Source organism: Streptomyces sp. NBC_00158 (genome assembly GCF_045160885.1).
In the GTDB taxonomy this organism is placed as follows: Bacteria; Actinomycetota; Actinomycetes; order Streptomycetales; family Streptomycetaceae; genus Streptomyces.
The window spans coordinates 422,950-449,933 of the sequence record NZ_CP108161.1 but is presented as its reverse complement, the minus strand read 5'-3'; the positions used below and the strand labels follow the sequence as shown (position 1 = coordinate 449,933).

Here is a 26,984-nt window from a genome sequence, read left to right as displayed (position 1 = left end):
GACCACGCGCCGGGGCGCCCGGGACCACACGGTCCCGGGCGCCCCGGCATACGCGTACGTGCCTCAGCCCACCGGCACCCGGTCCGCGACGGGCCGTGCGGCAGACGGCTCCCCGTCCCGCGCCCGCGGCCGCAGCGGCCACCACAGGGAGCGGCCCAGCAGCGCGGCCAGCGCCGGCACGAGCACGGCCGACAGGACGAACGCGGACAGCAGGATCCCGACCGCCGTCGCGAAACCGGTCTGCTGCGTCCCGGCGTGCGGGCTCACGGCCAGGCTGCCGAAGGACGCGGCGAGGACCAGCCCGGCCGTCGCGATCGCCGGCGCGGTGTGCCGCACCGCGCGGGCCACCGCCGCGCGGGCCGGTCCGGGGCGCTCCATCTCCTCCCGCAGCCGGTCGCTGATCAGGATGTTGTAGTCGGTGCCCAGCGCCACCACGAACAGGAACAGCACCAGCGGCAGCGTGAAGTCCACGCCCGGCCGCCCGAGACCGTGCTGGAAGACCAGCGCCGAGGCCCCCAGCGTGGCCGCGAAGCCGAGCCCGACCGCGAGCATCAGCACCACCGGCGCGAGCACGCTCCGCAGCAGCACCAGCAGGATCACCGCGATCAGCACCGCCGCCACCGGGAAGATGAGCTTCAGGTCCTCGTCCACGGCCACCGCGATGTCCGCGAACACCGAGGCGGTGCCGCCGACATGGGCCTCGGTACCGGCCGGCAGGTTCGCCCGGACGGCCGCCCGCACCGGTCCGGAGACCAGGTCGCGGGCCTCCTGCCCGCCGGAGTCGACGTTCAGCAGCAGGTCGATCCGGGCCGCCTTCCCGTCCGGGCTCAGCACCGTCGGCGCCACCCGGCCCACACCCGGGACCCGGGCGAGCGCCCCGGCCAGCCCGGCCACCCGCTCCGCCCCGAGCCGAGCGCCGTCCTTCGCGGCGACGAGCACGCTCGTCGGGTCCGAAGCCCCGGCGGGCAGGGCGCGGGAGATCTCCGCCGCCGTCTCCACCGCCGCGGTCCGCTCGCCGCCCGCGCCGGACTGCCCGTAGTCCATGCGGATCCCGGCCAGACCGGCCGCCAGGGCGCCCAGCAGCACCAGCGAGCCGAGGACCAGCGCCGCCGGGCGCCGGGCCGTCAGCCGGCCGAGCCGGCCCGCCGCACCCTCACGGGGCTGCCGCTCCAGGGCGCGCGAGGGCCAGAACATCTTCCGGCCGGTGACGGCCAGCAGCGCGGGCATCAGCGTGAGACTGCCCAGCAGCATCACCAGCACCGACACCGCGATCGCCGGGCCCAGCACCCGGAACTGGCCGAAGGAGGCGATCCCGAGGGTGGCGAACGCGGCCACGATCGTCAGCGCCGCCGAGGTGACGGCCGTGCCCACCCGGCCGGCGACCTCCGCGGCCGCCTCGCGCCCGCTCTGCGCGGGGTCCTGCCGCAGCCGCTCGCGGAAGCGGAACAGCAGGAAGAGGAAGTAGTCGATGCCGATGCCCATCAGCACCACGTTGATCAGCCCGGGGGTGGAGGGGGCCAGCCGGATCCCGCTCGCCACCGAGGCCATGACCACGCTGCCGGCCGCCGCCCCGCCGATGACCGCCATCGCCAGCAGGGGCAGCAGCGCCGCGAACACGCTGCGGAAGACCAGTACGTGGAGCAGCACGATCAGCCCCGTCACCACCGCGCCGACCACCGTCGACCGGGTCTTCTCGGCGTCGGCGGTGTCCACCGCGGCGGCCAGCCCGCCCGTGAACCCGGTCCGCATGCCCGCCTCGGCGAACGCGGCGCGCGCCCGCTCGCGGAACTCCTTGTAGGTGCTCTGCACCCCGGGGTCCTGCGGATTGCCCCTCAGTTCCACCGACAGCAGCCGGAAGGACCGGTCAGGGGCCGTCATCCCGGCACCGATCCGGGGCGTCTGGGAGTGGTCCTCCATGAAGGGCGGATCCTCCTCCTTCTTCGGCATGACCACCCGCTGCCCGGCCAGCCGCCGCGACACCTCCTCGATCCGGCGCTCGTCGGGAGCGCCGAGCGCCGCCCCGTCCGCACGGGCCACCAGGACGGTCAGCGGGTCGGAGTCCGGCCGGGCCCCGAAGCTCTCCTCGGAGATCCGCAGCGCGGCCGCCGAATCGTAGGAGGCGGGCAGGAAGCCGTCGTTGCCGGGCTGCGTGGCGCGGAAGACGAACACCTGGCCCAGGATCGTCAGGCCGATGCCCAGCACCGCCCACAGGGCGATCACCTTCCACGGGTTCCTCGTCGAGCATCCCGTCAGGGCGCGGATCACTGTTCTCCTCCGGTCTCTTCCGTGCGGTCCGGCCCGGTCGGCCGGCCGGTCTCCAGACCATCAGCGGCAGGGGCGGAAAACGTCCTGGCGGAGAAGGAGAACGGGGCCGGGACCGCGGTCCGGGATCAGGGCCCGACCAGGACCGGGGTCCCGGTCGGGACCGGTCCCCGCGGACGGTCCCCGCCATGTGGCCCGATGGGAGAATGGAGCCAGGAGGGCGGCCCCACGGCGGTCCGCGGGAAAGGGGCCGGGGAGATGGGCATGCGCGCCGAAAGGCTGACGTGGACGCGCAACGACGCACTGGTGGCGGTCGGAGCGGCGGCCGTGGACCTCACGGGATTCGCCTTCGACACGCAGTTCGAGGGAGCTCCGCTGGGGGTTCCCGCCGCGTTCCTCGTGGTGGCCGCGGCGCTGGCCCTGCTGGCCCGGCGCCGCCACCCGGTGGTGACGCTCGCGGTCGTCCTGGTCCTGGGTGCGGTGGTGAACGTGGCCACCTCGGTCGGCCCGCACTTCGGACTCACCCCGGCCGTCGCCCTGTACTCGGTCGCCGTGGCCTCACGGATCCCCGTGGTGGTGTGCGCCGCGCTCGTGACGCCGCCGCTCGCCGGTCTGGGGCAGGGCGGCCGGCTCCTCGACCCCGGCGCCGGTCTCCTCGCCAACACGGCCGCGACCCTGCTCGTCACCACCACCGGACTCGTCGCCCGGCGCTGGCAGGCGGAGGCCGAGGCCAGGCGGGCCCTGCTCGCCGAACGGGCGGTGGCCGACGAACGCCGGCGCATCGCGCGGGAACTGCACGACATCGTCGCCCACCACATCACCACCATGCAGCTGATGGCCGGCGGGGCCCGGGCCAACCTCGCCCACGATCCGGAGACGGCCCGCGAGGCCCTGGTGACCCTGGAGGAATCCGGCCGGATGGCCCTCGGCGAGATGCGGCAGCTGCTCGACGTCCTGCGCGCCGGGGAAGAACCGGAGACCGCAGTTCCGGCCCCGCAGCCGGGGGCCGCGGACCTGGAACGCATCGTCGCGGAGTCCCGGGCCACCGGGTCGGACACCGAACTCGTCGTCAGCGGCCCCGCCCGCCCGCTCCCGCCCACCGTCGGCCTGACGGTGTTCCGCGTCGTGCAGGAGGCCCTGACCAACGCCCGCAAGCACGCCGGGAACGCGCCGGCCCGGGTACGGCTGACCTACGGGGCGGACGAGGTCGCCGTCGAGGTCTGCGACGAGGGCCCCGCCGACGGCGCCGCCCGGCGCCCGCACCGCGGCGGCGGGTACGGCCTGATCGGCATGCGGGAACGCGTCGCCCTGCACGGCGGCACCCTGGAGGCCGCACCCCGCGAGGAGGGCGGCTTCCGGGTCGCCGTCCGCCTCCCCGTACCGTCGGCCCCCGAGGAAACGATCCACCCGCAGCGAGAGGAACTCCGCCGATGATCCGCGTGCTGATCGCCGACGACCAGCCACTGGTACGGCGCGGCCTGGCCCTGATCCTGGCCCCCGACCCGGACGTCGAGGTCGTCGGCGAGGCCGCGGACGGCGCCGAGGCCGTGGCCCTCGCGCAGGAGCTGCGCCCCGACGTGGTGGTCATGGACATCCGCATGCCCGTCCTCGACGGGGTGGCCGCCACCGGACGCCTGGCCGAAGTCCGGCCCGGATCCCGGGTGCTCGCGCTGAGCACCTTCGACATGGACGAGTACGTGGTCGCCGCCCTGCGCGCCGGCGCCTACGGCTTCCTGCCCAAGGACGTCTCCCCGGAGGAGCTGATCGCCGCCGTCCGCACCGTCCACGCCGGCGAGGCCGCGGTCGCGCCCCGGCTGCTGACCCGGCTGATCTCCACCTACGTAAGGACCGCCCCGCGCGAGCCCCGGCCCGCCCCGGCGGCGCCCGACGGCCTCACACCGCGCGAGCTGGAGATCTGGCGGCTGCTCGCCCGGGGCCTCGACAACGCGGCCATCTCCGCGGAACTGGACATCAGCGTCTCCACCGTCAAGAACCACCTCACCGCCGTCTTCGGCAAGCTGGGCGTCCGCGACCGGGCCCAGGCGGTGATCGCCGCGTACGAAACGGGGCTGGTCGAGGCCGAACGGAGGAGCACTTGATCACCAACTGCCCGCACTGACCCGGAATCCCCCGGGCCCTCGCACCCCTGACCAGCCAGAACACTGGACGATCTGCCGGTGCGCGGGGGGCTCCGCGCATGGCACAGTGCCAGCAGCACAGCCGCCGGACCAGGGAGCCCCCATGCGTGATCCGCACACCGCGCCACCGGTACTCGCCGCGGCGCCCCGGTGCCGGACCGAACCGGGCCCGCCGGCCTCCCCGCTGCCGGCCTGCCCGGAGTGCGCGGACGCGCCGCGGCGGATCTCCTGGCGCCAGCGCCCGGGCGAACCGGTCGTCCTGGTCTTCGACCCCTGCGGCCACCGCTGGACCTCCCCGGCCCCACCCGTCATGGCCGTCACCCTGCCGTAGCCGCACGGCGGCGGGCGGGGCGAACGCCCCCGGGCAGACCTCGTATCCTGCACCTGATCACACCTGTGAGCAGCATCGATGAGCCGGGCAGCGCGACGGGCGCCGGCCGGCGGGAACGGGAGAACCCTGATGGACGTGCAGCACTTCGAGCGGATCACCGCGTTCATCGAGGCCCGGCTGACCCCGCTGTTCGACGCGGAGACCGGCAGCGAGCGCGGCTTCGCGATGGACGACACCTCCCGGGCCCTGCGCGCGCTGCGCAACAGCGTGCTGGAGGCCTCCGCCGTCAAGGGGCTCATCGCGACGCGCGAGACCGCCGAGCCGCTCCTGCGCAAGGTCATCGACCAGTCGGTGGAGCACCACTGGGACGTGCTGCGCGGCATCGCCCGCCAGTGGGAGGACCACGCCGACTTCCAGCGGGAGTTCAAGCGCCACGCGTGGGAGCTCGACGGGGCCCCCGCCTCCGCCTGAGAACGGACGCGCGGCGCGCCCGCCCGCCGGCCGGCTACCGGCTGGGCGCGCCGCCGATCAGGTAGCCGACGCGGCGCTCCAGCCCGCCCCACCGCCGGTCGTGCCGGTACGCCCGCTTGATGGTCCGGGCCCGGGTCCTGGGGCGGTGCCCGTAGAAGCGGCGCGCCCACGGCGAGGCGGGGCGGGCCAGCCGTACCGCCGCGAACAGGGCGATCATGGGGACGACCATCCCGAACACCGCGAGCCGGGGCTTGCCCTTGAACAGGGCCACCGCCGCCAGCAGCAGGTTGAACAGCACGGTGGCGGCGAGGAACAGACGGTTCGCCTGCTGGTCCTCGGTCAGGCCGTCCACGCCCAGCGGCAGGAACCCGCACAGCAGCAGCCCCGCCAGGGCCGAGGTCATGACCACCACCTCGACGCTGAGGGTGCCCTCCTCGGTCCAGTAGACGTCGCTCAGGTGCAGGATCAGCGCGAACTCGTCCAGGACCAGGCCCGTGCCCATTCCGAACAGCACGGCCGCCACCCAGGAACCCCACCCCGTACGGCCGCCCGCGATCGCGGTGAACCCGCCGACGGTCATCAGGACGACCCCGGGGACGCAGTGGTGCACGTGCAGGCCGCCCGGGGTGACGTTGCGGAAGGGGCCCTTGCCGGCCCGGATCATCCGGGTGATGACCCGGGTCACCACGAAGGTCACGACGAACGCCGACAGCGCCAGGAGCAGGGGGAGTTTCCCCGGCTCCAGGATGTTGCGGTACCACCAGTCGCCCATGCCGTCACCCTCCCGGCCCCGGCCGCCCCGCGCACCGCGAGGACCGCCGTTCGGGCGCCCGGGGGAGCGCCCGTCAGGCCTGCGCGTCCGCCGGCTCCGGACGGCCCTGCGCCTCCCGGGCGGCCCGGCGGCGCCGCGCGTCCTCGTCGGTGTCCGCGTCGTAGGAGATCAGCTTCGGCAGCAGCGCGGCCAGCAGCGCCACGGACGCCACGCACGCGAGCCCGCCGCTCCAGAAGGCAGGCCGGGTCCCCGTCCAGCCCGCCATGGTGCCCGCCCGGACCTGCCCGAGCTGCGGGCCGACGCTGTACGAGAGCACCTCGATCCCCGCGAGCCGCCCCCGCAGCTCCTCCGGGATCGTCTGGTTCCAGATCGTGGACCGGCCCAGCGCGCTCAGCATGTCGCCGGCGCCCGCCGCCGCGAGGCACACCAGCACCAGCCAGATGTTCGAGAACCAGCCCGCCGCCGCGATCGCGAGCCCCCACGCGGCGGCCCCGAAGACCACCAGCAGCCCGTGCCGGCGCACCCCCGACACCCAGCCGCTGGTCAGTCCGAGCACCAGCGAGCCGACCGCGCCCGCCGCGTACATCAGGCCCAGGGCCCACACGGCGTCCAGCTCGTCGGCCAGGAACGGGAAGATCGTGTTCGGGAAGGCGAAGAACATCGCAGCCAGGTCGACGGCGTACGTGCCCAGCAGCACGGGCCGGCTCCACGCGTACCGGGCGCCCTCGGCGATGCCCCGGAGCGAGGGCCGCTCCGCGCTCCCGGCCGGCGGTGCCGGGCTGAGCCGCGCGCACAGCACCACCGAGACCGCGAAGCCCGCGACGGTCACCGCGTACGCGGACGCGTAGCCGGCGTACGCCACGACCACGCCCGCCAGAGCCGGACCGGCGATCGCCCCGAACTGGTAGCGCAGCGCGTTGAGCGCGGCGGCCGCGCTCAACTGGTCGTGCGGCACGATCCGCGCCATCAGCGAGTCCATCGCCGGACGCTGGAGGCCCGTCAGCGCCGACACCCCGGCCGCCACCACGTACAGCGGCCACAGCAGCGGATCCGGCAGCAGCGAGTTCACCAGGAGCACCAGCGCGAGCAGCCCGAGCCCGGCCTCCGTCAGCAGGATCAGCCGCCGCCGGTCCACCGCGTCGGCCAGCGCCCCGCCGTACAGCCCGCAGACCACCAGCGGGACCAGCTCCACCGCCCCCATGGCACCGACCGCCAGCGGCGAGTCCGTCAGGTGCTTGATCTGGAGCGGCAGGGCGATCATCGCCATGAAGGAGCCGAAGAAGGTGACCGTCCCCTGGAAGAACAGCAGCCGGAAGTCACGGCTGGACCGCCAGGGGGACAGGTCGGGCAGTACGGAGGACAGACGGGATTTGCTCACGACGGGCCATCCTGCGCCGCCGCCGGACCCCCGGGCAACGCATTTTCTCCCCGGACGGGTCAAAACGGCACCCGGCGCGTGGCAGCGGCCGCCGCCGGTGGCACCCATGGGTCATGCCGCCGGTGTCCCCGTTCCTGCGTACGGCCGCGGCCTACGCCTGGCGCCTGCTGGTCGTCGGCGTGGCCGTCTACGCCGTGTTCTCGCTGCTCGGCCGCTTCCACGAGATCGGGGTGGCGCTCTTCCTCGGGCTCGTCGTGACCGCCCTGCTGTCGCCGCCGACCCGGGGCCTGGCCCGGATCCTGCCCCGCCCCGCGGCCGTCGCCGTCACCCTCGTCGGCAGCACCGTCCTGCTGCTGGGCATCCTCGCGCTGGTCGGCGAGGCGGTGGCGGGGGAGAGCGCCACTCTCGTGCGGGAGTTCCGCGAGGGCCTCGTCAGCATCGAGAAGTGGCTGGAGCGCCCGCCCTTCCGGCTGGACCAGGGAGCCCTCACCGACCTCCAGGCCAAGATCGGCGAGTACCTGTCCACCCACCGCTCGACGCTGCTGAGCACGGCGGTGAGCGGAGCCGGCCACGTGGTGCAGGTGCTCACCGTGCTGGCGCTCGCGGTGTTCTCCTCGGTGTTCTTCCTGCACGGCGGCGGCCGCCAGTGGGCGTGGTTCTGCGCCCAGCTGCCCGAACGGGCGCGCGGGCGCACGGCCCTCGCCGGCAGCGCCGCCTGGCGTACGTTCACCGGCTACACGCACGGGATCGTGCTGGTCGCGGCGACCAACGCGGTGCTCGTCGGGGTGGCGCTGTACTTCCTCGGGGTCCCGCTCGCCCTCCCGCTCGCCCTGCTGGAGTTCTTCGCGGCCTTCGTCCCCCTCGTGGGATCGCCCGTCGCCCTCGCGGTCGCCGCGGTGGTGGCGCTGGCGGCGCGCGGGCCGGTCATCGCGGCGGTGGTGGTCGCGCTGATCGTGGTGATCGGGCAGATCGAGGGGCACCTGCTGCACCCCCTGGTGATGAGCTGGGCCGTGCGCCTGCACCCGCTCGTGGTGGCGGTCTCGGTCATCGCCGGGGCCATCGCGGCCGGGGTGGTCGGCGCGGTGGTCGCGGTCCCGCTGGTGTCGGTGGCCTGGTCGGTCCGCTGCGCCCTGCGCTCCGAGGCCGGCGAGCCCGGGGACGAACCGCGCCCGGAGCGGCCTCCGGAGCCGGAGCCGCGGCCGGAGCCCGGCCCGGACGGCTGATCCGGACGGCTGATCCGGGCCGGCGCGTCTACCGTGGGACGTGGAGGTGGTTGCCATGGCGGAGCACGCCGCCGGTGCGGCGGCGCGGGAGCTGGAGGACGGCCGGCTGCTCAAGGAGCTGGAGACCATCCACCGCACGCGCCACGAGACCCTGCTGCACGGCTCGGACGACGCGCTGGCCACGCACACCCAGCGGCTGAAGGAGCTGGAGGACGAGTACGTCCGCCGCCACCCGCAGCGCGCCCCGACCGCGGGCCGCACCCGCTCCGGAGCCCGGGCCCGCACGGGGAACGAGGGCTGAGCGCGGGCATCACCCGTACGCCCTGACGGACACCAGGGATGAGTCACCTTTGCTTCGAGTGAGACAGATCTGTATCATTCGAGGCGAAGGAGGCTCACCATGGTGCCCGAAGAAGAACTGCTCGACGCCGTCGCACGCGTCCTCGCCGGCGACCACAGCGCGTCGACGGTGCAAATCGCCGCGCGCGTCGGCATCAGCCGCGCCACCCTGAGCCGCCGCTACGCCACCCGCGAGGCCCTCCTCAAGGCCGTGGCCGTCCGGGCCGTCCAGGTCGTCGACGGCCTCCTCGACGCCGTCGACCTCCCCGAGGCCACCGCCGACGCCGCCGCCTTCGACGCGGCGCTCGAGGAACTGGTCGTGGCCCTGCTGCCCGCCGCCCACCTCTACGGGTTCACCTCGCGCGACGCCGGCGTCCTCGCCGACCCCGACGTCCGGGCCGGACTGGAGCGCCAGGACCAGCGCGCCCTGCGCTTCCTCGCCCTCGGCCAGCGGCTCGGCCGGCTGCGCGCCGACCTCCCGCCGTACTGGATCTGGTACTCCCTCTGGGGCCTGCTCGACGCCGCCGCCGAAGGCGTGCGCGAAGGCCACCTCGCGCCCCGCGGGATCGGACACCTCGTCCGGACCTCCTTCCTCGGCGGAGCCCGGCCCCCCTGGCCGGCCGCCGGATCCGAAGCCGGCCCCCACGCCTGACCCTCCGCCCTCCCGGGCACCCGTGCGCTACCCCGAACGGAATCCCATGCACACCCCCACGCAGGACCCTCGCCGCTGGATCGTCCTCGCGATCCTCTCCGGCAGCCTCCTGCTCATCTCCATGGACACCACGATCCTCAACGTGGCCTTCCCCTCGCTCGTCGCCGACCTCCGGCCCGGCGCCGTGCAGCAGCTGTGGATCATCGACGTCTACGCCCTCGCCCTGTCCGGACTCCTCGTCACCGCCGGCGCCCTCGGCGACCGCTGGGGCCGCAAGCGGCTGCTGATGGCGGGCTTCGGCATCTTCTCCGCCGCCTCGCTGATCGCCGTGCTCTCCACCGAGGCCTGGCACCTGATCGCGGCCCGCGCCCTCCTCGGCGTCGGCGGCGCGGCCATCATGCCCGCCACCCTCTCGATCCTGCGCAGCGTCTTCACCGACGCCAAGGAGCGCGCCTTCGCCCTCGCCGTCTGGGCCGCCGTGTTCGGCGGCGGCATGGCCTTCGGCCCCGTCGTCGGCGGCCTCCTCGTCCAGGACCTCGGCTGGCACTCCGCCTTCCTCCTGAACCTCCCCGTCGCCGCCGTGATCGTCGCCGCCGGCCTGCGCTACCTGCCCGAATCGCGCGCCCCGCGCGGCGACGGCGCCTGGGACTGGTGGGGCGTCGGGCAGTCCGTCGTCGGCATGCTCGCCCTCGCGGGCGGCATCAAGCAGCTCGGCAAGAGCGGCGTCGCCGACCCGCTGCCCTGGGCCCTGCTCGCCCTCGCCGCCGTCGCGCTCACCGTCTTCGTCCGCCGCCAGCTGCGCCTGGACAACCCGCTGCTCCAGGTCCGGCTCTTCGCCAAGCCCGCCTTCAGCGTCGCCGCCACCGCGATCTTCCTCCCGATGGTCGGCATGGGCGCGATCCTCTTCCTCGTCACCCAGTGGTTCCAGTACGGGCAGGGCTACACCCCGCTGGAGGCCGGACTGCGGCTGCTGCCCGCCCCGCTCGCGCTGATCTGCGCGTCGATGGTGGCCCCGGCACTCATGCAGCGCTACCCGATCCGGCACGTGCTGGGCGCCGGACTCGTGGTCCTCGCGGCCGGCATGGCGATGCCCTGGACCGTCCAGCAGTTCACCGAGCTCGGCTACCCGGCCTTCGCGGCCGGTCTGACCGTGATGGGGCTGGGCGCAGGCGTCGCCACCACGGTCGCCTCCGTCACCCTGGTCTCCGCCGCCCCCGCCGACCAGGTCTCCAGCGCCGCCGCCATCGAGGAGACCTGCTACGAACTGGGCTCCGCGATGGGCGTCGCCATCCTCGGCAGCACCGCCGCCGCCCTCTACCGGGGCAACCTGCCGGTGCTGGACCTGGACGGCCCGGCCGCGAGCGCCGTACGGGACTCGGTCGGCGAGGCGGCGCACACCGCCGAGCGGCTCGGCGGCGCGGTCGGCCAGGCCCTCATGGAGACCGCCACGCACGCCTACACCCTGGCGATCACCCCGGCCTTCCTGATGGCCGGAGCCCTGGCGGTCGCCGCGGCGGCCACCACCTGGACCCTGATCCCGCGCGACCTCCAGCCCACCGAGAACCACTGACCCCCGGCCCCGCTCCCGGCGACACCCCTAACAAGGGGGCGCCGGGAGCGGGGCCAGGTGCGCCGGGGCCGCCGGCGCCGGGCCCAGAGTGGTCGTGCCCGGCGCCGCGCGGTGCCCGAGCCCGGTGCGGTAGGCGTCCATCGCCGCCTCCGTACGCCCCTCCCTGCGCAGCAGGTCGCCCAGCAGCCGGCACAGGTCCGCCAGGTCCCCGCCCGCCCCGCTCCGCTCCAGCAGGGCCAGCGCCCGTACGTAGTGCTCCTCGGCCGCCTCGGTCTCCCCGCGCTCCTCGGCGATCAGCCCCAGCAGCCGGTGCGCGCCGCCCGCGTGCACCGCCCCCGGGCCCGAACCCTCCTCCAGCAGCCCCGAGACCAGCTCGGCAGCCTCCTCGTACCGGCCCAGGCGGCGCAGCACATCGGCCAGCTCCACCTCCACCTGCGCGGTGTAGAGCGCCGCCCGGCGCGCCGACAGCATCTCCCGGGCGGTCCGCAACTCCCGCTCCGCGGCGGCCAGTTCCCCGTGCTGGGCCTGGACGTAGCCGCGCATCCAGTGGCAGTGCGCCAGATCGGTCCGCAGCCGCAGCTGCCGGTAGACCGCCTGGGCCTTCGCGAGCGAGGCGTCGGCGTCGGCCACCCGGCCCTCGGCGAGGAAGGTCCGCGCCACCTGCCGGTGCATCCCCGCCACCAGCGCCGGATCCCCGACCCGGGGCGCCAGCGCGAGTGCCAGCTCCGCCGCGTGGGCCGCGCGGGCGTGGGCGCCCATGTCGATGTACGGGCCGATGACCGCCGAGTACAGCAGCACCAGCGCCTCCGGGTCGCCGAGCCCGCCCGCGTTCAGCGCGTCGATCGCCGACTCCAGCAGGTAGCAGGCGTACCGCAGCTCCCCGGCCAGCAGGTGGGCGACCGCCCGTCCCCGGATCGGCCGGGCCCGGCGGGGCAGCGGCTGGTCCGCCAGCAGCAGCTCCGCCGCCTCGAAGTGCCCCGCCGCGGCGGTCAGTTCCCCGGCCTCCAGCGCGCAGTCCCCGAGCCCGAGCAGTGCCTCGGCCCGCTCGTCGGCCAGGCCCAGCCGCTCCGCCCCGGCCAGCAGCCGCCGGTACTGCTCCGCGGCCTCCTGCGCCGAGCCGGTGGCCAGGGTGCGCTGGGCGTCGGTCAGGGCCAGCCGCAGCTCGGTGGCCAGATGTGCCGGACGGCCCGTGGCGAGTTCCTCGTACGAGGTGCCGAGCCGGCCGGCGAGGAAGCGCAGCGCGGTCTCGGAGGGCCTCACCTTGCCGGACTCCAGGGTGGACACGTACGCCGGGGTGTACGCGGGCTCCGCCAACTGCCGCTGCGTCAGTCCGCGTTCGGCCCGCATCCGCTGCACGCGGCGTCCGATCTCGGCCGGTTCGTCCATGGAATCTCCCCGTTGTCGCCCTCGGTACCTCAACTCCCCAGTATCGAGGGGGAGTCGGCCATTGCGCGCGGCCCGGCGCGCAGCCTAGTTTAAGCAGCTGATTCAGCAGATTTAATCCACTGCTTAACAGACCGCCCGACTCCTTTACCCCACGGAGGACTTCATGAGGCGAACCGTCCGGCCGGCCCCGCGCCCGGCCCGGCGAACGGCCCCGCGCACCGCCCTGCGCGCGGTGCTCGCCGCGGCCTGCGCGAGCGCCGCGCTGCTGGCCGCCGCCACCGCGCCCGCGGAGGCCGCCGACCCGCCCCGCCCGGCCGGCGTCCGCGTCGAGATACCCGGTCCGGAGCAGGGCGGTGACGCCGGATCCGGCCACGCCCTGGTGCCCGCCGCCGGGCGCGCCAAGGCCGCCCCCCGCCTCACCGAGGCCGCCCGCGCCGCCGACGGCCAGGTCACCAAGATGATCGACAACGGCCCCACCGCGGACCGGCTCGACGTGGTCGTCATCGGCGACGGCTACACCGCCGGCGAACTCGACCGGTTCCACGCCGACGCCCGCGCCAAATGGGCCGAGGTCACCGCCGTCGAGCCCTACACCACCTACCGCGACCTCTTCAACGTCTGGACCGTGGACGCCGTCTCCGCCCAGTCCGGGGTCTCCGGCGACCCGGGCCGGGACACCGTCCGGGACACCGCCCTCGGCTCGTACTTCTGGTGCGAGTCCATCGAACGGCTGCTGTGCGTGGACCAGCCCAAGGTGGACGCGTACGTGGCCAAGGCGCCCGCCGCGGACCTGGTCATCGTCCTCGCCAACAGCGCCAAGTACGGCGGCGCGGGATACAACGAGCCCAGTCCCACCCTCGGCTACGAGGGCATCTCCACCGCCTCCGCCGGCCACCCCAAGTCAGGCCAGGTCGCCATCCACGAGACCGGCCACTCCCTCGGCAAGCTCGCCGACGAGTACTTCTACCCGGGCGTCCCCGGCTACGAGAAGTACACCGGCACCGAGCCCGCCGACCCCAACACCTCCACCCTCGACGCCTCCCGGATGGCGGCGGAGCGGACCAAGTGGTACCGCTGGCTCGGCGAGACCTCGCCCGACGGCGGCACCGTCGGCGCCTACGAGGGCGGCGGCTACTACGTCACCGGCCTCTACCGCCCCACCGACAACTCCCTGATGCGGGTCCTCGGCAAGCCCTTCAACCTGCCCGGGGTCGAGGCCATGACCACCGGCTTCCACCGGCACGCCCGACTGGCCACCCCGCTCACCCCCACCGACCGCACGCTGCGGCTGCGGCACACCGCCAAGGTCGCCGTCCCCCGGCTCCACGGGCCCGACGGAAGGCAGTTGGAGGTCCGCTGGTACCTCGACGGCCGCGAGCTCAAGCGGCTCGCGGGACGCACCGAGGTCCGGGTCGCCGAGCTGTGGCTGCTCGACCTGCGCGGCCACAGGCTGTCGGTGTCCGTGGCCGACCGCACCCCCTCGGTCCGCGACCCCGAGGCCGCCCGCGCCCTGACCTCCACGCTCGCCTGGGAGGTCCGCCTCTGACGGCCCGCCCTCCCTACGGGGTAAGGGACTTGGCGGAGGCCTGCGAGTCCCAGAGCGCGCAGTGGTGCGCGGCGCCCGCGTCGACCGGGCGGATCCCGCCCGGTCCCGGCGCCAGCTCCAGCACCGAGGGGGCGCCCGCCGAGAACCGGGGCCAGGCGGGAGCGCCCGGAACCTCCGGCGCGCCGGTGCGGGCGAACTGCGTCCAGTAGCCCGTCATCCGGTCGGACAGGGCGCGCTGCGGCCCCGCCAGCGGGACGGTCGCGAACAGGTAGGGCAGTTCGAAGCCGTGCGCCGCACCGAACGGGAAGCCCGGGAGCTCGGGCAGCCCCAGGAAGTTCGGCGCCCCGGCGTCCGCGAAGAGATAGCCGTACGCCGGCACGTGCCGGGCCAGCGCCCGGCCGTCCCGCAGCGTCGGGCAGGTGAAGGAGGCGTCGGAGAGCAGGGCGGCCCAGGCCAGCGCGGGCGTCGCGTACGCGCCCGCCGGATGGGCCGCCTCCACCTCGGGGGCCTTCGCGCCGAAGGAGGCCCGCAGCCGCTCGCGGTAGCCCGCCTCGCCCTCCACCGGGTAGACCTTCAGGGCCTGGGAGAGGAAGAGCCGCATCTCGTCGCGGTTGCCGCCCAGCACCACCGGTACCCGGTGGAACCGGCCCGCCGCCAGTGCCCGGACCGGTTCCAGCGGCAGCAGCGCGTTGCCGTACGCGACCCCGGAGAACCGCTCCATCAGCTCGGGCGTCAGCAGCCGGCCCGTGTCCAGGGCCCGCAGGCAGTCCAGCACCCGGCCCTCCGGCCGGCCGCCGCAGCCGAGGGCGGCGGCCGCCGCCGTGCCGGCCGTGACCGTACGCTCCTGCGGCACGAAGGGCTCGTACGTCCCCGTCGCGGGCAGCAGCGCGTTCGGCGGCATCGTCGTCGAGCAGGAGCCGCTCTGCACGACCGCCCGGTGGAAGAGGCCCGCCGAGGCGGGGGAGACCAGGTGCGCGCAGACGCTGAGCCCGCCCGCCGACTCCCCGAAGACGGTGACCCGCCCCGGATCACCGCCGAACCCGGCCGCGTTGGCCCGCACCCAGCGCAGCGCCGCCTGCTGGTCGGCGAGCCCGAAGTCCGGGGCGCCGCCCAGTTCGGGGTGGCCGAAGAAGCCGAAGACGCCGAGCCGGTAGTTGACGGTGACCACCACCACGTCGCCCGCCGCCACCAGCGGCTCCGGCCGGTACGCGTCCCCGGAGCCGTAGCGGAATCCGCCGCCGTGGAACCACACCATCACCGGCCGCGCCGGCCCGGGCCCCGCCGGGGCGGTGACGTTCAGGAACAGGCAGTCCTCCGAGCCCTCCGGCCCGCCCGGCCCGAACGCCGGCAGCTGCGCGCACCGCGCGCCCGGCGCCCCGGCGTCGAGCACCCCCGCCCGCTGCGGCGCGGGCCGCGGCGGCCGCCAGCGCAGCGGACCGGTCGGCGCCGCCGCGTACGGGATCCCGTCGAAGGTGTCGTACGTCCCGTGCGCGCGGCCCCGTACGGGCCCCTCGGCGGTCCGTACGACCGGCCGCTCGCCGGCCCCGGCCACCGCCACGGCGGCGGGCGGCCCCGAACCGGCGGCGCAGAGCATCAGCAGGACCAGCGCGGGCAACAGCGCGCGCAGCAGCCCGCGCTGGACGCGCCCGCTGCGGGCAGGACGGGGATCCGGCACGGCTGCGGCCTCCTCGACGGGTCGGTCCGGCCACTGTGCGCGCCCCCGTCACCCCCGGCCCGCCTTGGCCCCCGGCGTGTCCGGCGCCCACCGGGGACACGCCGGGGAGCACCCCGTTTGCCCGCCCCGAATGGCGCAGTCGGGGCCGGTGCCGCTGAATGTAACAAAGCGTGCGATTCCCATGACGCACGATGACCGGCGCGCGATGTGTAGACCCGCGCGTCGGCGAACGGAGCTTTCCATGAATGACCCCAGCACCCTCGCGGCGACGGACCACGGCGACCGCGACGGGCTCCCCGCCACCCCGCACCCGCATCCCACCGACGGCCCCGCCGCCCCCGCGCCCCCCACCTCCGCGCCCCCGCCCCCCGACGCCGCCCCGGGCCGGCCGTCCGCCGGCCCCGCCCCCGCGGGCCAGGACCCCGGCACCGGCCCCGAACCGCACCCCGAACCGCACCCCGAGCAGATCCGCACCCTGCTGGAGACGGCCGCCACCTGCCGGCCCGTCGAGGAGGTCACCGCGCTCGTCAGCCTCCTCAAGGAGTCCGGCCGGCTCGACAGCCCGGGGCACGACGCGCTCCGCGCGGCCGCCGTCACCCGGCCCGTCGACGACGTCCGCCACATGGTCGCCCTCATGGGCGAGCACCCCCTGGAGGAGGCCGAGGCCGACATCACCCTGCGGGCGGCGGCCGTCGGCCGGCCCATCGAGGACGTGGCCCTGCTGGCCAGCATCCTCGGCCCCGACGGCACCCCCCGCGCGGACCGGCCCCCCGCGCGGGCGGCCCAGCCGCCGCCACCGCAGGACCCGCCCGCGGCGGCCCCCGCCCCGCCGGAACCGGTGCGCGCCCCCGCCCCGCCGGCGCCCGTGGCCGTCGCCGCGCCGGCCCCGCCCGAGGAGGACCGGGCAGCGCCCGCCGAGCCGGACCGGGTCCGGGCCGCCGGGCCGGCGCCGGGCGCGCTGGGCCACGTACTGCGCTGGCCGACCGCCGCCGCACTGCTGCTGTGCGGAGTCCTCCACCTGCCCGGCAACCTGGCCCGGCCCCCGGCGCCCGAGTCCCTGGCACCCCTCGCGGTGTCCCTGCTCTGCCTGGCACTCGGAGCCCTGCTGGCCGTACGCGACACCGCGGCGGTCTGGCGGGCCGCGGCGGTGGCGGCGCTCGCCGTGGTCACCCTGCACGTCGTGGGCGGCCTGGTGTTCTTCGACCCGCTCGACGGTGCGCTCGGCGGCCCGTACGAGTGGTCCGGGGTCACCGCCGTGCTCTGCGCGGGCGCCGCGGCCGTCCTGGCCGGCCTGGCCCTCAAGTACCGCCGCCCGTCCGCCGGCACGGGAGGCTGACCGGTACCGGACACCCGGCAGGGCCCCGGCCGCTCACCGCGCGGCCGGGGCCCTGTGCCGTTCGGGCCACGTGCGCGTGAGCCTGACGCCGCCTCGCGTTCCGGGGGCCTAGCGTGGCCCCATGACGAGCGATCAGGACCTTCGACGTCGAGCGGCCGCGGTGCTCTGCGCGGCGGCGGCGCTGATGGGACCGGTTGCCCCGGCCGGAGCGTCCGCCGCGCCGCCCCCGCGGCCCGGCGAGCTCGTCTACGTCGCCGACCTCAACTCCGACACGGTGTCCGTAGTCGACGGCGCCACCGGCACGGTGCTGGACGCCGTCCCCGTCGGGGACGGCCCGGACAGCGTGGCCGTCAGCCCGGACGGCTCCCGCGCCTACGTCACCGATTCCGCGGCGGACACCGTATCGGTGATCGACACCCGCACCAGGACGGTCGTCGCGACCATCCCCGTCGGGGACGAACCGAGCAGGGTGACGGTCTCGCCCGACGGCCGGACCGTCTACGTCGCCAACGTGAAGTCGGACGACGTGTCGGTGATCGACGCCCGTGCCCGTGCCGTGACCGACACCATCGCGGTGGGCGGTGCCCCGCTGGGGGTGGCGGTGTCGGCCGACGGGTGCACCCTGTACGTCGCCAACGCCGCGACCGACACCGTCTCGGTGGTCCGGACCGCCACCGCGGAGGTCACCGGCACCATCCCCGTCGGCGGCGGACCGACCGCCCTGGTCCTCACCCCCGACGGCCGTCACCTCTACGTCTCCAACCTGACCTCGGACGACGTCTCGGTGGTCGACGTCCAGGAAGGCGCGGAGACGGACCGCATCCCGGTCGGGGACCGGCCCGCCGGCATCGGCGTGCGGCCCGACGGCCGCCGGGTGTACGTCGCCGACATCGGCTCCGGAACCGTGTCCGTGATCAGCACCCGCGACCGCGCCGTCACGGAGACCGTCCCCGTCGGAGACGGCCCCAACGGCCTGGCCGTCAGCCCGGACGGCTCCCGGGTCCACGTGGGCAACTTCGACTCGGACACCCTGTCGGTCATCGACACCGCCACGGCCCGAGTGACGGACACGGTGGCCGTGGGCGACGGACCGACCGGCGTGGCGGTCGCACCGCGGCAGAAGAGCTGACGGAAACCCCCTAGGGACGGGCGTCCATGCGGTGGATGAGCCGGCCGTCGGGGCCGAAGACGTCGATGAAGTAGCCCTTCTTGAAGGACGCCCCCTCCTTCGTCGTCAGGTGGGCGGTGACCGAGGTGTTCTGCCGGCGGAAGATCGCGTCCTCCTGATCCGGGTTGCGGGTCCGGATGACCACCCGGGGCACGCCTTCCGGCCCCTCCTCGACCTGGATCCCGTACACGTCCGGATCCCCGCCGGCCGCCCGGTAGCGCTCGGCCAGGGCCGCGGCGTCCCGGGGAGCGGCCGTGGCGGTGGACGTCGGCCCGGGCACGACCTGCTTCGGGGGTTCCTCCGCGCAGCCCGCCAGCAGCACGGCTCCCGCCACCGCCGTCAGTGCCGCGCGGGCACCCCGTCGTAATGTGTGCCCCATCGCCAACTCCCCTGATCGGTAAGGAATTCGACGACCCTACGCGAGGCCCGCCGCGCCGCGGAGGCCGACCCGGCCGGGGAGCTGCACACCGGCCTCCCGTTCCACCCGTACACCGGCTTCAGCCGGTCCAGGCGAGGAGCCGGTCGGCCGGCCAGGTGTTGACCACCCGGTCCTGCGGCACCCCGCACTCCACCGCCCGTGCGCAGCCCAGGATCTGCCAGTCCAGCTGGCCCGGGGCGTGCGCGTCGGTGTCGACCGCGAAGAGGGTGCCCGCCGCGACGGCCAGCCTCAGCAGCCGCCGGGGCGGGTCGAGGCGCTCGGGGCGGCTGTTGATCTCCACGGCCGTCCCGGACTCCGCGCAGGCCGCGAAGACCGCCTCGGCGTCGAATGCGGACTCGGGGCGGGTCCGGCCCGTCACCAGCCGCCCCGTGCAGTGCCCCAGGACGTCCATCAGCGGGTTCCGGACTGCCTTGAGCAGCCGTCGCGTCATCGCGGGCGACTCCATCCGCAGCTTGGAGTGGACGGATCCCACCACCAGGTCGAGCCGCTCCAGCAGCTCCGGCTCCTGGTCGAGCGAGCCGTCGAGGAGGATGTCGCACTCGATGCCCGTGAGCAGCCGGAACGGGGCCCACCGCGCGTTCAGTTCGGCCACCGCCTCCAGCTGTTCGCGCAGCCGCTCCGGCGACAGCCCCCGGGCGACCTTCAGGCTCGGCGAGTGGTCCGTCAGCACCGCCCACTCGTGCCCCAGTTCCGCGGCGGCCCTCCCCATCGCCTCGATCGGGCTCCCGCCGTCGGACCAGTCCGAGTGCAGGTGGCAGTCCCCGCGCAGGGCGGCGCGCAGCGCGTGGGCGGCGGGCGGCGCGGGCGGGCCCTGCGGCATCGCGGCGGCCTCCTCCTCCAGGGCGCCCAGGTACTCGGGGATCCGGCCGGCCAGCGCCTCGCGCACCACCTCGGCGGTCTTCGGGCCGATGCCCCGGACCGCCTCCAGGGAACCGGCCGAGGCGCGCTCGGCGGTCTCCCGCCCGCCCAGCCGCGCCACGGCCGCCGCCGCCGTGCGGAAGGCCCGCACCCGGTAGGTCGGTGCCTGGGCGCGCTCCAGCAGGAACGCGATCCGGTCCAGTGCCGCCACCGGGTCCATGGCGCACCTCCTCCCGGACCCAGTCTCCCCGCGGCTGCGGGGACCGGCGAGCGGACCCGTCAGCCCGCGCCGTCCTGCGGCCCGGGCGGCGCGACCCGCTCCGTCAGGGTGAACAGGGCGCCGTCCGGGTCGCGCAGCAGCAGGGAGCGCTCGGTGCCGTCCGTGGTCACCACCGACACGGTGCGCCCGCCGAGGTCGAGGGCGGAATCGACCGCGGCGTCCAGGTCCGCCACCCGGAAGTGCACGTGCCAGCGGGGCCGTGTGTGCGGGGCGTAGGCCCCCTGTTCCACGGGGCCGCTGTCCAGCCGGGCCACGGGCTCCCCGCCCTGCCGCAGCACGACCCGCTCCTCCTCGTACGAGACCTCGCAGCACCCCTCGCGCCCGGTGGCCCACTCCAGGACCTCGCCGTAGAACAGCGCGGCGTCGAAGGCGTTCCGGGTCCGCAGCTCCAGCCAGGCCGGGGCCGGTCCCACGCCGACGCGCCAGCCGGAGGAGACGGGGCCCTGCCAGACCCCGAACACCGCGCCGTCCGGGTCGGCGACCAGCGCGGCGCGACCGCCCCCGGGGAAGGAGACCGGTCCCACCGCCACCGTGCCGACGCGCTCGCGGATCCGGGAGGCCGCCACGTCCACGTCGTCCACCGCGAAGTACGGGGTCCAGGCCACGGCCACCGCCAGGTCGGTGGCCAGCGCCCCGATCCCGGCGACCGGTACGCCGTCCATCACGGCCACCGAGAAGGCCGAGCCCAGCCGGGCCCGGCGGAAGCTCCATCCCACGACCGCCGCGTAGAAGCGCTGGGACGCCTCCAGGTCGCGGGCCATCAGACTCACCCAGCAGGGGGCCCCGAAGACGTCCTTCGCAGAAATTTCCACACCACAAGGAGTAGCGTCCGCGCCCCCTCGCCGCAGCGCAGGCGCGCCCGGGTCACCACCAGTACGCGGGGTACCTCGGGGCGGTGCGGCGGATGCGGGACCCGGCGTAACCGGTGAGGACCAGCAGCACGGTCGACCCGAACAGCAGCGGGACGAACCGGGCGGGCGCCGGGCTCTGGAGCACGGTCACCACGGCGGTGGCCACCGCGGGGGAGTGCGGGGTGCGGGCCAGCGTCAGCAGGGCCAGGGTCAGGCCGGCCGCCAGGGCCGCCGCCCAGGCGCTGCTGCCCGCCGAGGCCAGTACGGCGAATCCGGCGGCTGCGCCGATCAGGTGGCCGATGACCACCCCGCGCGGCTGGGCCAGCGGCAGGGTGGGGGCGCTGTGCACCAGCGCGGCGCTCGCGGCCAGCGGGGGTATCAGCACCGGCTCGTGGATCATCGCGCCGATCCCGACGAGGGCCAGCAGCACGGTGGTGGCGGCGCTGACGCTGTGGACGGCGGCGGCCGCGCTCGGCCGGGCGGGGGCCCGGGGGGTGATCAGGCGCCGGCGCGGGGAGGGGACCCGGGCGGGGGCGGGGGCGTCGGATGTCACCGCGGTGACGGTGGTGGTGCTGGGGTGCATGCGGAGGCAGGTTTCCGGTACGGGCGGGGCAGGGAGGCAGGAGCGGCAGTGCCCGGACGGTGATCGACCGTCGGCCGGGCCTCGCGTCCGATCCGGGTGAGGACGGAGCAATCCGGACACGACCCTATCGTCCGGTCCTCCGGCGGGGGCCGCCGGGGTGTGGCGGGAGGGACTGCGGGCAGTCGGAGCACAAAGAGCGGATCGGCCGGAAACGGTCGGCGGTGATCGTGTATGACTGCGGAGGCACGAGCTTGCGGCAGGGAAGGACCAGCAATGACGACTCACCCCCATCTCGCCGGGATCCTCACGGACCTCGACGCGGTGATCGCCGAAGCCCCCGCCGACGCGACCGGCGCCCTGTGGCGGCTGACCGGAACCGGGCGCGGCCTGGACTCCAACCTGATCCGGCTGCCTCCCGGAACGGTCATCGCGGAGCACGCCGAGCCCGCCCTCGACGTCCTGCTCGTCGTGGTGGAGGGCGGCGGCCGGATCGACACCGAGGACGGCCCGCACCGGCTGCGCCCGCACACCGCCTGCTGGCTCGCCCGCGGCGCCCGGCGCTCCCTGACCGCCGGCCCGCAGGGGCTGACGTACCTCACCGTCCACACCCGGCGCCCCGGTCTCGGCATCGGCACCGCGGGGCGGGCGGCGGGCACCGCCGAGGGCGGGGAGACGGCGTGCCTGCTGCACCGGGTGTGCCCCGACTGCGGCCGGCTCGCCACGGAGTCCGGCGCCCGCTACTGCTCCCGCTGCGGCACCGCCCTCCCGGACTGAACCCGCCCGGCCCCGCCGGACGCCGTCGAGCCTGCCGGATACCGCCCGGCCCCGCCGGACGCCGCCGAGCCCGCCGGACGCCGCCGAGCCCGCCGGACGTCGCCCGGCCCCGCCGGACACCGGGAGCGCCGGGGACCCCGCCCGGCCCGCCGGACGCCGCCGAGCCCGTCGGCCCGTGCCCGGACCCGCCGGATGCCGGGAGGCCCGGGCCGGTCAACGGCGGCGGGTCCGTCACCCCGTCCGGCCCGCGCGCCGCCGTTCGACGGTCCCGGACGCTTGCCGGCCCCTACGCTCGGAGCGGACACCCGGCTCCCTTCCCGGAAGGCAGGTCCCCATGCCCGGCACCAGCACCCAGGTTCCCGTCATCGACCTCGGGCCGTGGCGCTCCGGCGACCCCGCCGCCCGCGCCCGGACCGCCGCCCGCGTCGACGAGGCGCTCCGCGCGGCCGGCTTCCTGCTGGTCACCGGGCACGGGGTGGACCCGGGGCTGCCCGGCCGGATCCGGGAGGCCGCCCGCACCTTCTTCAGGCTGCCGCAGGGGACGAAGGAGCCGTACGCCGTCCGCGTCGGCGGCCGCGGCTGGCTCGGCCCGGGCGCCGAGGCCAACAGCTACGCGGAGGGGACGGCCTCGCCGCCCGACCTGAAGGAGTCCTGGTCCTGGGCGGCCGAGGACCCGACCGGGGTGCCCTCGGTGGACGCCGAGTGGTTCCGCCCCAACACCTGGCCCGCCGAGGTGCCGGGGCTGCGGCCGCCGGTGGCCGAGTACCTGGCCGCGATGCGGGCCCTCTCGGACGAACTGCTGGAACTGCTGGCCGTCGCCCTCGGCCTGCCCGAGGACCACTTCACCCGCCACACCGGCCATCCCACCTGGGGGTTCAACGTCAACTGGTACCCGGGCACCGAGGTGACCGGCGAGCCGCTGCCCGGCCAGTTCCGCATCGGTCCGCACACCGACTTCGGCACCGTGACCGTCCTCGACCGGGAGCCCGGCGCGGGCGGCCTGCAGATCCACACCGACGAAGGGGGCTGGGAGGACGCCCCCTGGGAGCCGGGGGCGCTCACCGTGAACATCGGCGACCTGCTGGCCCGCTGGACCGGGGACCGCTGGCGGGCCGGCCGCCACCGGGTGCTGCCGCCGCCCGCGCACGCCCCGGCCGAGGAGCTGCTCTCCCTGGTCTACTTCTACGAGTGCGACGCGCACACCCGCGTCGAGTCCCTGCCCGCCCCGGTCGGCAGGGTGGCGCACGAGCCGGTCGACTCGCACCTCTACCTGCGCGCGAAGCTCGACGCCATCACGGTGCCCTGACAGCGGCCCGGCCCGGCCCGGTCCGGGCGGGCCCGATTACCCCTGGTCGGACCCCGTTCGGCAGGATGTGCGCATGACCGAGATCCGCACCCCCCGCCTCCTCCTCCGCCGCTGGACCGACGACGACCTCGTCCCGCTCTCGGAGATCAACGCAGACCCGGACGTGATGCGCTGGACCGGCGACGGTTCCGGGCTCGACCTGGAGCAGACCGCCGACGCCATCGAGCGCTGGGAGGAGGAGTGGGACGACGAGGGCTTCGGCCTGTTCGCCGTCGAGCTCCTCGCCTCCGGCGAGCTGATCGGCGCGGTCGGCCTGTCCGCCGCCGACGACCTGCCCGAGACGCGGCACCAGGTGCAGATCAGCTGGCGCCTCGGCCGGGCCTTCTGGGGCCAGGGCTACGCCTCCGAAGCGGCCCAGGCGGCCCTGGAGTTCGCCCTCCAGGACCGGGGCCTCGGCCGTGTAGTCGCCGTCAACCGGGTCGGCAACGAGGAGTCCGCGAACGTGATCCGCAAGCTCGGCATGGAGAGCGACGGGGAGACCTCCGAGCCGGAGACCGGGGCCCGGGTCACCCTCCACAGCATCGATCTCACCGAGTACGAGGCCTGAGCCGCCTCAAAGTCCGACTTTGGAACCCCATAAGATCCGGTTATGGGGTCATAACCCGGGGGCGGGTGCCGGGTTAGGGTGGCCTTAGTTTAGGGTTTCCTTGATCAGTCAGATTGTCGGTCGAAGGGAACCCAGTCATGCCTCGCTCTCTGCGGGTAGCAATCGTCGGCGCCGGCCCCGCCGGTATCTACGCGGCCGACGCGCTGCTGAAGTCCGAGGCGGCGGCCGACCCCGGCGTGTCCATCGACCTCTTCGAGCGGATGCCCGCACCCTTCGGCCTGATCCGTTACGGCGTGGCCCCCGACCACCCGCGGATCAAGGGCATCATCACCGCCCTGCACCAGGTGCTCGACAAGCCGCAGGTCCGCCTGTTCGGCAACGTCGACTACCCGAACGACATCTCCCTCGACGAGCTGCACGCCTTCTACGACGCGGTGATCTTCTCCACCGGCGCCACCGCGGACCGCGCGCTCAGCATCCCGGGCGTGGACCTCGACGGCTCCTACGGCGCGGCCGACTTCGTCTCCTGGTACGACGGGCACCCCGACGTGCCGCGCACCTGGCCGCTGGAGGCCGAGAAGGTCGCCGTCCTCGGCGTCGGCAACGTCGCGCTCGACGTCGCCCGCATCCTCGCCAAGACCGCCGACGAGCTGCTCCCGACCGAGATCCCGCCGAACGTGTACGAGGGCCTCAAGGCCAACAAGGCCCTGGAGGTCCACGTCTTCGGCCGCCGCGGCCCGGCCCAGGCGAAGTTCAGCCCGATGGAGCTGCGCGAGCTCGACCACTCGCCCAACATCGAGGTCATCGTCAATCCCGAGGACATCGAGTACGACGAGGGCTCGATCGCCGAGCGGCGCAAGAACAAGCAGACCGACATGGTCGCCAAGACCCTGGAGAACTGGGCGATCCGCGACATCGGCGACCGCCCCCACAAGCTGTTCCTGCACTTCTTCGAGTCCCCGTCCGAGATCCTCGGCGAGGACGGCCGGGTCGTCGGCCTGCGCACCGAGCGCACCGAGCTCGACGGCACCGGCAACGTCAAGGGCACCGGGCAGTTCACCACCTGGGACGTCCGGTCCGTCTACCGGGCCGTCGGCTACCTCTCCGACGAACTGCCCAAGCTGCCCTGGGACGTGGACTCCGGCACGGTGCCCGACGAGGGCGGCCGCGTCATCGAGAACGGCGAGCACCTCGCGTCGACGTACGTCACCGGCTGGATCCGGCGCGGCCCGATCGGTCTGATCGGCCACACCAAGGGCGACGCGAACGAGACCGTCGCCAACCTGCTGGCCGACCACGCGGAGGGGCGCCTGCTCACCCCCGCCACCCCCGAGCCGGAGGCGGTCGAGGCCTTCCTCGCCGAGCGCCGGGTCCGCTACACGACCTGGGACGGCTGGTACAAGCTCGACGCCGCCGAGAAGGCGCTGGGCGAGCCGCAGGGCCGTGAGCGCGTGAAGATCGTGGAGCGCGAGGAGATGCTCGGCGCGAGCGGCGCCTGAGACGACCTGTGGGGCCCGCCGTCGGCGGGCCCCACAGGCGTGTCCGGGGTCAGTCCCGGATCGCGGTGATCTTCCTGGTGGCCAGGTCGGCCTGCACGTGGACCGTGGTGGTGGTGTTGCCGCTCCACGTCAGGGTGACCGCGGCGTTGGTCTTGCCCATCCCGCTGTCGACGGACGTCACCTTCCACTTGAGCGGCACGTTCTGGGCGCGCAGCACCCCGTCCGCGTGGTTGGCGTCCTCCCACTGCCGCAGTTCCCGCCGCAGGGGCTCCGAGAGGTAGGACTCGCGCAGCCGGTCGGCCGTCGCGCCGTCCCCGTCGTACACCGCGTCGACGTACGCGCCGTAGAAGTCGGCGATCCGGGTGAAGGCCGCCTCCGGGCTGCCGGAGACGGACGGCGGCGCCGCCGCGGTCGCGGACGTGCCGGCGGCGACGGCGAAGGACAGGGCGGCCGCACCCGCCGCTGCGGCGAGGGCGATGGACGTGACGCGCTTGTTCGGGAGCTGGAGCATCGATCGTTGCCTTTCCCCGGTATCAGGTGCCGGTACGGTTCCCGGCTGCCCCGGATGACGCGGCCGCACCGTCAGCGGGTTCTACTTGTCCCGGAAATGGCGAGATTTCGCCCGTACGGGCGATCCATGCCCTTCGCTCCGCGCGGCGGCGGAATGCGGCGGCCCGGCGCGGGGTTGCGACGGACGCGATATCCGACTCCTCCGTACGCACTGGAGAGCTCATGAAGATCGGCATCATCGGCGCCGGCAACATCGGCGGCAACCTCACCCGCCGGCTCACTTCGCTCGGACACCAGGTCTCCGTCGCCAATTCCCGGGGCCCGGGGACCCTCGCCGCCCTCGCCGAGGAGACCGGCGCCACCCCCGTCACCGTCGCCGAGGCGGCTCGCGGCGCCGAGATCGTGGTGGTCACCATCCCGTTCGGGAAGGTCCCCGACCTGCCCGCCGCACTCTTCGACGGGGCGGCCGAGGGCTTCACCGTCATCGACACCGGCAACTACTACCCGAAGCACCGCGACGGCCGGATCGCCGCCGTCGAGGACGAGGGCCTGACCGAGAGCCGCTGGACCGAACGCCACCTCGGGCACCCGGTGGTGAAGGCCTTCAACGGCACCTACGCGGCCGACATCATCGACCGTCCGCGGCCCGCCGGGCACCCCGAGAGGATCGCGGTCCCCGTCGCCGGCGACCACGAGGAGGCCAAGGAGGCGGTCCGCGCGCTCATCGACGAGCTCGGCTTCGACACCGTCGACGCGGGCGGCCTCGACGAGTCCTGGCGCCAGCAGCCCGACACCCCCGTGTACGGGCTGCGGGCCGGCGTCGAGGCCGTCACCAAGGCCCTCGCCGAGGCCTCGCCCGTCCGCACCGACGCGTTCCGCGGCTGATTCCGTACACTCGATCGACGTAACGCTCTGCATTTATGCAGTGGCCCTGTGCTACGGTCCTGGCAGTTGCAGGTGTGGTTCCCAGAGATCTTCGGACGGGGTCAATCATCACGGCGACGCCGGGCCCGCACAGTGCGGTTCCGGG

26 protein-coding genes are annotated in these 26,984 nt (G+C 75.1%); 16 read left to right on the top strand and 10 right to left on the bottom strand.

Annotation, left to right across the window (positions count from 1 at the left end; genetic code table 11):
- Positions 1-63: 63 nt before the first annotated feature.
- On the bottom strand, positions 64-2,265 hold the full coding sequence (locus OG553_RS01995) for an MMPL family transporter (protein ID WP_405977268.1): 2,202 nt from the start codon (positions 2,263-2,265) through the stop codon (positions 64-66).
- A gap of 261 nt (positions 2,266-2,526) precedes the next feature.
- On the opposite strand from OG553_RS01995, the gene OG553_RS01990 reads away from it, so the two are divergent.
- The 4 genes from OG553_RS01990 (at position 2,527) to OG553_RS01975 (ending at position 5,202) form a co-directional block, all read left to right on the top strand.
- A complete protein-coding gene (locus OG553_RS01990) occupies positions 2,527-3,696 on the top strand; it encodes a sensor histidine kinase (protein ID WP_405977267.1) in 1,170 nt (389 codons plus the stop codon).
- The gene (locus OG553_RS01985) at positions 3,693-4,361 is read left to right on the top strand and encodes a response regulator (RefSeq protein ID WP_405977266.1); all 669 of its coding nucleotides are present in this window, start codon (positions 3,693-3,695) and stop codon (positions 4,359-4,361) included. The genes OG553_RS01990 and OG553_RS01985 overlap by 4 nt, the downstream gene beginning before the upstream one ends.
- Positions 4,362-4,503: 142 nt before the next feature.
- Positions 4,504-4,731 carry a hypothetical protein gene (locus tag OG553_RS01980; RefSeq protein ID WP_405977265.1) on the top strand — a complete coding sequence of 76 codons (228 nt, stop codon included), beginning with the start codon at positions 4,504-4,506 and terminating at the stop codon, positions 4,729-4,731.
- A 129-nt stretch (positions 4,732-4,860) separates the two neighbouring features.
- Entirely contained in the window at positions 4,861-5,202 is a 342-nt protein-coding gene (locus OG553_RS01975) for a hypothetical protein (protein ID WP_405977264.1), read from the top strand.
- A gap of 34 nt (positions 5,203-5,236) precedes the next feature.
- Here the strand turns inward: OG553_RS01975 and OG553_RS01970 are convergent, their stop codons facing one another.
- Complete coding sequence (locus OG553_RS01970) at positions 5,237-5,974, bottom strand: hypothetical protein (RefSeq protein WP_405977263.1); 738 nt, start codon at positions 5,972-5,974, stop codon at positions 5,237-5,239.
- Positions 5,975-6,047: 73 nt separating this feature from the next.
- Positions 6,048-7,352, bottom strand: a complete 1,305-nt coding sequence (locus tag OG553_RS01965) for an MFS transporter (protein ID WP_405977262.1) — start codon at positions 7,350-7,352, stop codon at positions 6,048-6,050.
- Positions 7,353-7,465: 113 nt separating this feature from the next.
- Here OG553_RS01965 and OG553_RS01960 point away from each other — a divergent pair, with 113 nt between their 5' ends.
- The 4 genes from OG553_RS01960 to OG553_RS01945 all read left to right on the top strand — a co-directional run bounded on the left by OG553_RS01960 (position 7,466) and on the right by OG553_RS01945 (position 11,136).
- Complete coding sequence (locus tag OG553_RS01960) at positions 7,466-8,575, top strand: AI-2E family transporter (protein WP_405977261.1); 1,110 nt, start codon at positions 7,466-7,468, stop codon at positions 8,573-8,575.
- A gap of 55 nt (positions 8,576-8,630) precedes the next feature.
- Entirely contained in the window at positions 8,631-8,876 is a 246-nt protein-coding gene (locus OG553_RS01955) for a DUF6158 family protein (RefSeq protein WP_405977260.1), read from the top strand.
- A 99-nt stretch (positions 8,877-8,975) separates the two neighbouring features.
- Entirely contained in the window at positions 8,976-9,566 is a 591-nt protein-coding gene (locus OG553_RS01950; RefSeq protein WP_405977259.1) for a TetR/AcrR family transcriptional regulator, read from the top strand.
- A gap of 46 nt (positions 9,567-9,612) precedes the next feature.
- Positions 9,613-11,136 (top strand): MFS transporter, encoded by a 1,524-nt coding sequence (locus tag OG553_RS01945; RefSeq protein ID WP_405977258.1) that lies wholly within the window; start codon positions 9,613-9,615, stop codon positions 11,134-11,136.
- Between the two features lie 27 nt (positions 11,137-11,163).
- Here OG553_RS01945 and OG553_RS01940 read toward each other — a convergent pair whose 3' ends face one another.
- Entirely contained in the window at positions 11,164-12,522 is a 1,359-nt protein-coding gene (locus tag OG553_RS01940; protein ID WP_405977257.1) for a tetratricopeptide repeat protein, read from the bottom strand.
- A gap of 163 nt (positions 12,523-12,685) precedes the next feature.
- Between OG553_RS01940 and OG553_RS01935 the strand changes: the two genes are divergently transcribed.
- A complete protein-coding gene (locus OG553_RS01935; RefSeq protein ID WP_405977256.1) occupies positions 12,686-14,068 on the top strand; it encodes a M64 family metallopeptidase in 1,383 nt (460 codons plus the stop codon).
- Between the two features lie 13 nt (positions 14,069-14,081).
- Here OG553_RS01935 and OG553_RS01930 read toward each other — a convergent pair whose 3' ends face one another.
- The gene (locus tag OG553_RS01930; RefSeq protein ID WP_405977255.1) at positions 14,082-15,743 is read right to left on the bottom strand and encodes a carboxylesterase/lipase family protein; all 1,662 of its coding nucleotides are present in this window, start codon (positions 15,741-15,743) and stop codon (positions 14,082-14,084) included.
- 241 nt (positions 15,744-15,984) lie between these two features.
- Here OG553_RS01930 and OG553_RS01925 point away from each other — a divergent pair, with 241 nt between their 5' ends.
- Entirely contained in the window at positions 15,985-17,079 is a 1,095-nt protein-coding gene (locus tag OG553_RS01925) for a hypothetical protein (protein WP_405977254.1), read from the top strand.
- Between the two features lie 121 nt (positions 17,080-17,200).
- Entirely contained in the window at positions 17,201-18,208 is a 1,008-nt protein-coding gene (locus tag OG553_RS01920; RefSeq protein ID WP_405977253.1) for a beta-propeller fold lactonase family protein, read from the top strand.
- A 10-nt stretch (positions 18,209-18,218) separates the two neighbouring features.
- Here the strand turns inward: OG553_RS01920 and OG553_RS01915 are convergent, their stop codons facing one another.
- The 4 genes from OG553_RS01915 to OG553_RS01900 all read right to left on the bottom strand — a co-directional run bounded on the left by OG553_RS01915 (position 18,219) and on the right by OG553_RS01900 (position 21,258).
- The gene (locus OG553_RS01915) at positions 18,219-18,626 is read right to left on the bottom strand and encodes a hypothetical protein (protein WP_405977252.1); all 408 of its coding nucleotides are present in this window, start codon (positions 18,624-18,626) and stop codon (positions 18,219-18,221) included.
- A gap of 118 nt (positions 18,627-18,744) precedes the next feature.
- On the bottom strand, positions 18,745-19,764 hold the full coding sequence (locus OG553_RS01910; protein WP_405977251.1) for a PHP domain-containing protein: 1,020 nt from the start codon (positions 19,762-19,764) through the stop codon (positions 18,745-18,747).
- 59 nt (positions 19,765-19,823) lie between these two features.
- Positions 19,824-20,585 carry a VOC family protein gene (locus OG553_RS01905; RefSeq protein ID WP_405982924.1) on the bottom strand — a complete coding sequence of 254 codons (762 nt, stop codon included), beginning with the start codon at positions 20,583-20,585 and terminating at the stop codon, positions 19,824-19,826.
- 103 nt (positions 20,586-20,688) lie between these two features.
- On the bottom strand, positions 20,689-21,258 hold the full coding sequence (locus tag OG553_RS01900; protein ID WP_405977250.1) for an HPP family protein: 570 nt from the start codon (positions 21,256-21,258) through the stop codon (positions 20,689-20,691).
- A gap of 273 nt (positions 21,259-21,531) precedes the next feature.
- On the opposite strand from OG553_RS01900, the gene OG553_RS01895 reads away from it, so the two are divergent.
- The 4 genes from OG553_RS01895 to OG553_RS01880 all read left to right on the top strand — a co-directional run bounded on the left by OG553_RS01895 (position 21,532) and on the right by OG553_RS01880 (position 25,444).
- Positions 21,532-22,032, top strand: a complete 501-nt coding sequence (locus OG553_RS01895; RefSeq protein WP_405977249.1) for a hypothetical protein — start codon at positions 21,532-21,534, stop codon at positions 22,030-22,032.
- Between the two features lie 334 nt (positions 22,033-22,366).
- On the top strand, positions 22,367-23,338 hold the full coding sequence (locus OG553_RS01890) for an isopenicillin N synthase family dioxygenase (RefSeq protein WP_405977248.1): 972 nt from the start codon (positions 22,367-22,369) through the stop codon (positions 23,336-23,338).
- A gap of 73 nt (positions 23,339-23,411) precedes the next feature.
- A complete protein-coding gene (locus tag OG553_RS01885; protein ID WP_405977247.1) occupies positions 23,412-23,945 on the top strand; it encodes a GNAT family N-acetyltransferase in 534 nt (177 codons plus the stop codon).
- Positions 23,946-24,082: 137 nt separating this feature from the next.
- Positions 24,083-25,444: an FAD-dependent oxidoreductase gene (locus OG553_RS01880; protein WP_405977246.1), complete on the top strand. Its 1,362-nt coding sequence runs from the start codon at positions 24,083-24,085 to the stop codon at positions 25,442-25,444.
- Positions 25,445-25,493: 49 nt separating this feature from the next.
- On the opposite strand, the gene OG553_RS01875 is transcribed toward OG553_RS01880, so the two are convergent.
- The gene (locus OG553_RS01875) at positions 25,494-25,955 is read right to left on the bottom strand and encodes a hypothetical protein (RefSeq protein ID WP_405977245.1); all 462 of its coding nucleotides are present in this window, start codon (positions 25,953-25,955) and stop codon (positions 25,494-25,496) included.
- Between the two features lie 26 nt (positions 25,956-25,981).
- Here OG553_RS01875 and OG553_RS01870 point away from each other — a divergent pair, with 26 nt between their 5' ends.
- Positions 25,982-26,839 (top strand): NADPH-dependent F420 reductase, encoded by an 858-nt coding sequence (locus OG553_RS01870; protein ID WP_405977244.1) that lies wholly within the window; start codon positions 25,982-25,984, stop codon positions 26,837-26,839.
- Positions 26,840-26,984 lie beyond the last annotated feature (145 nt).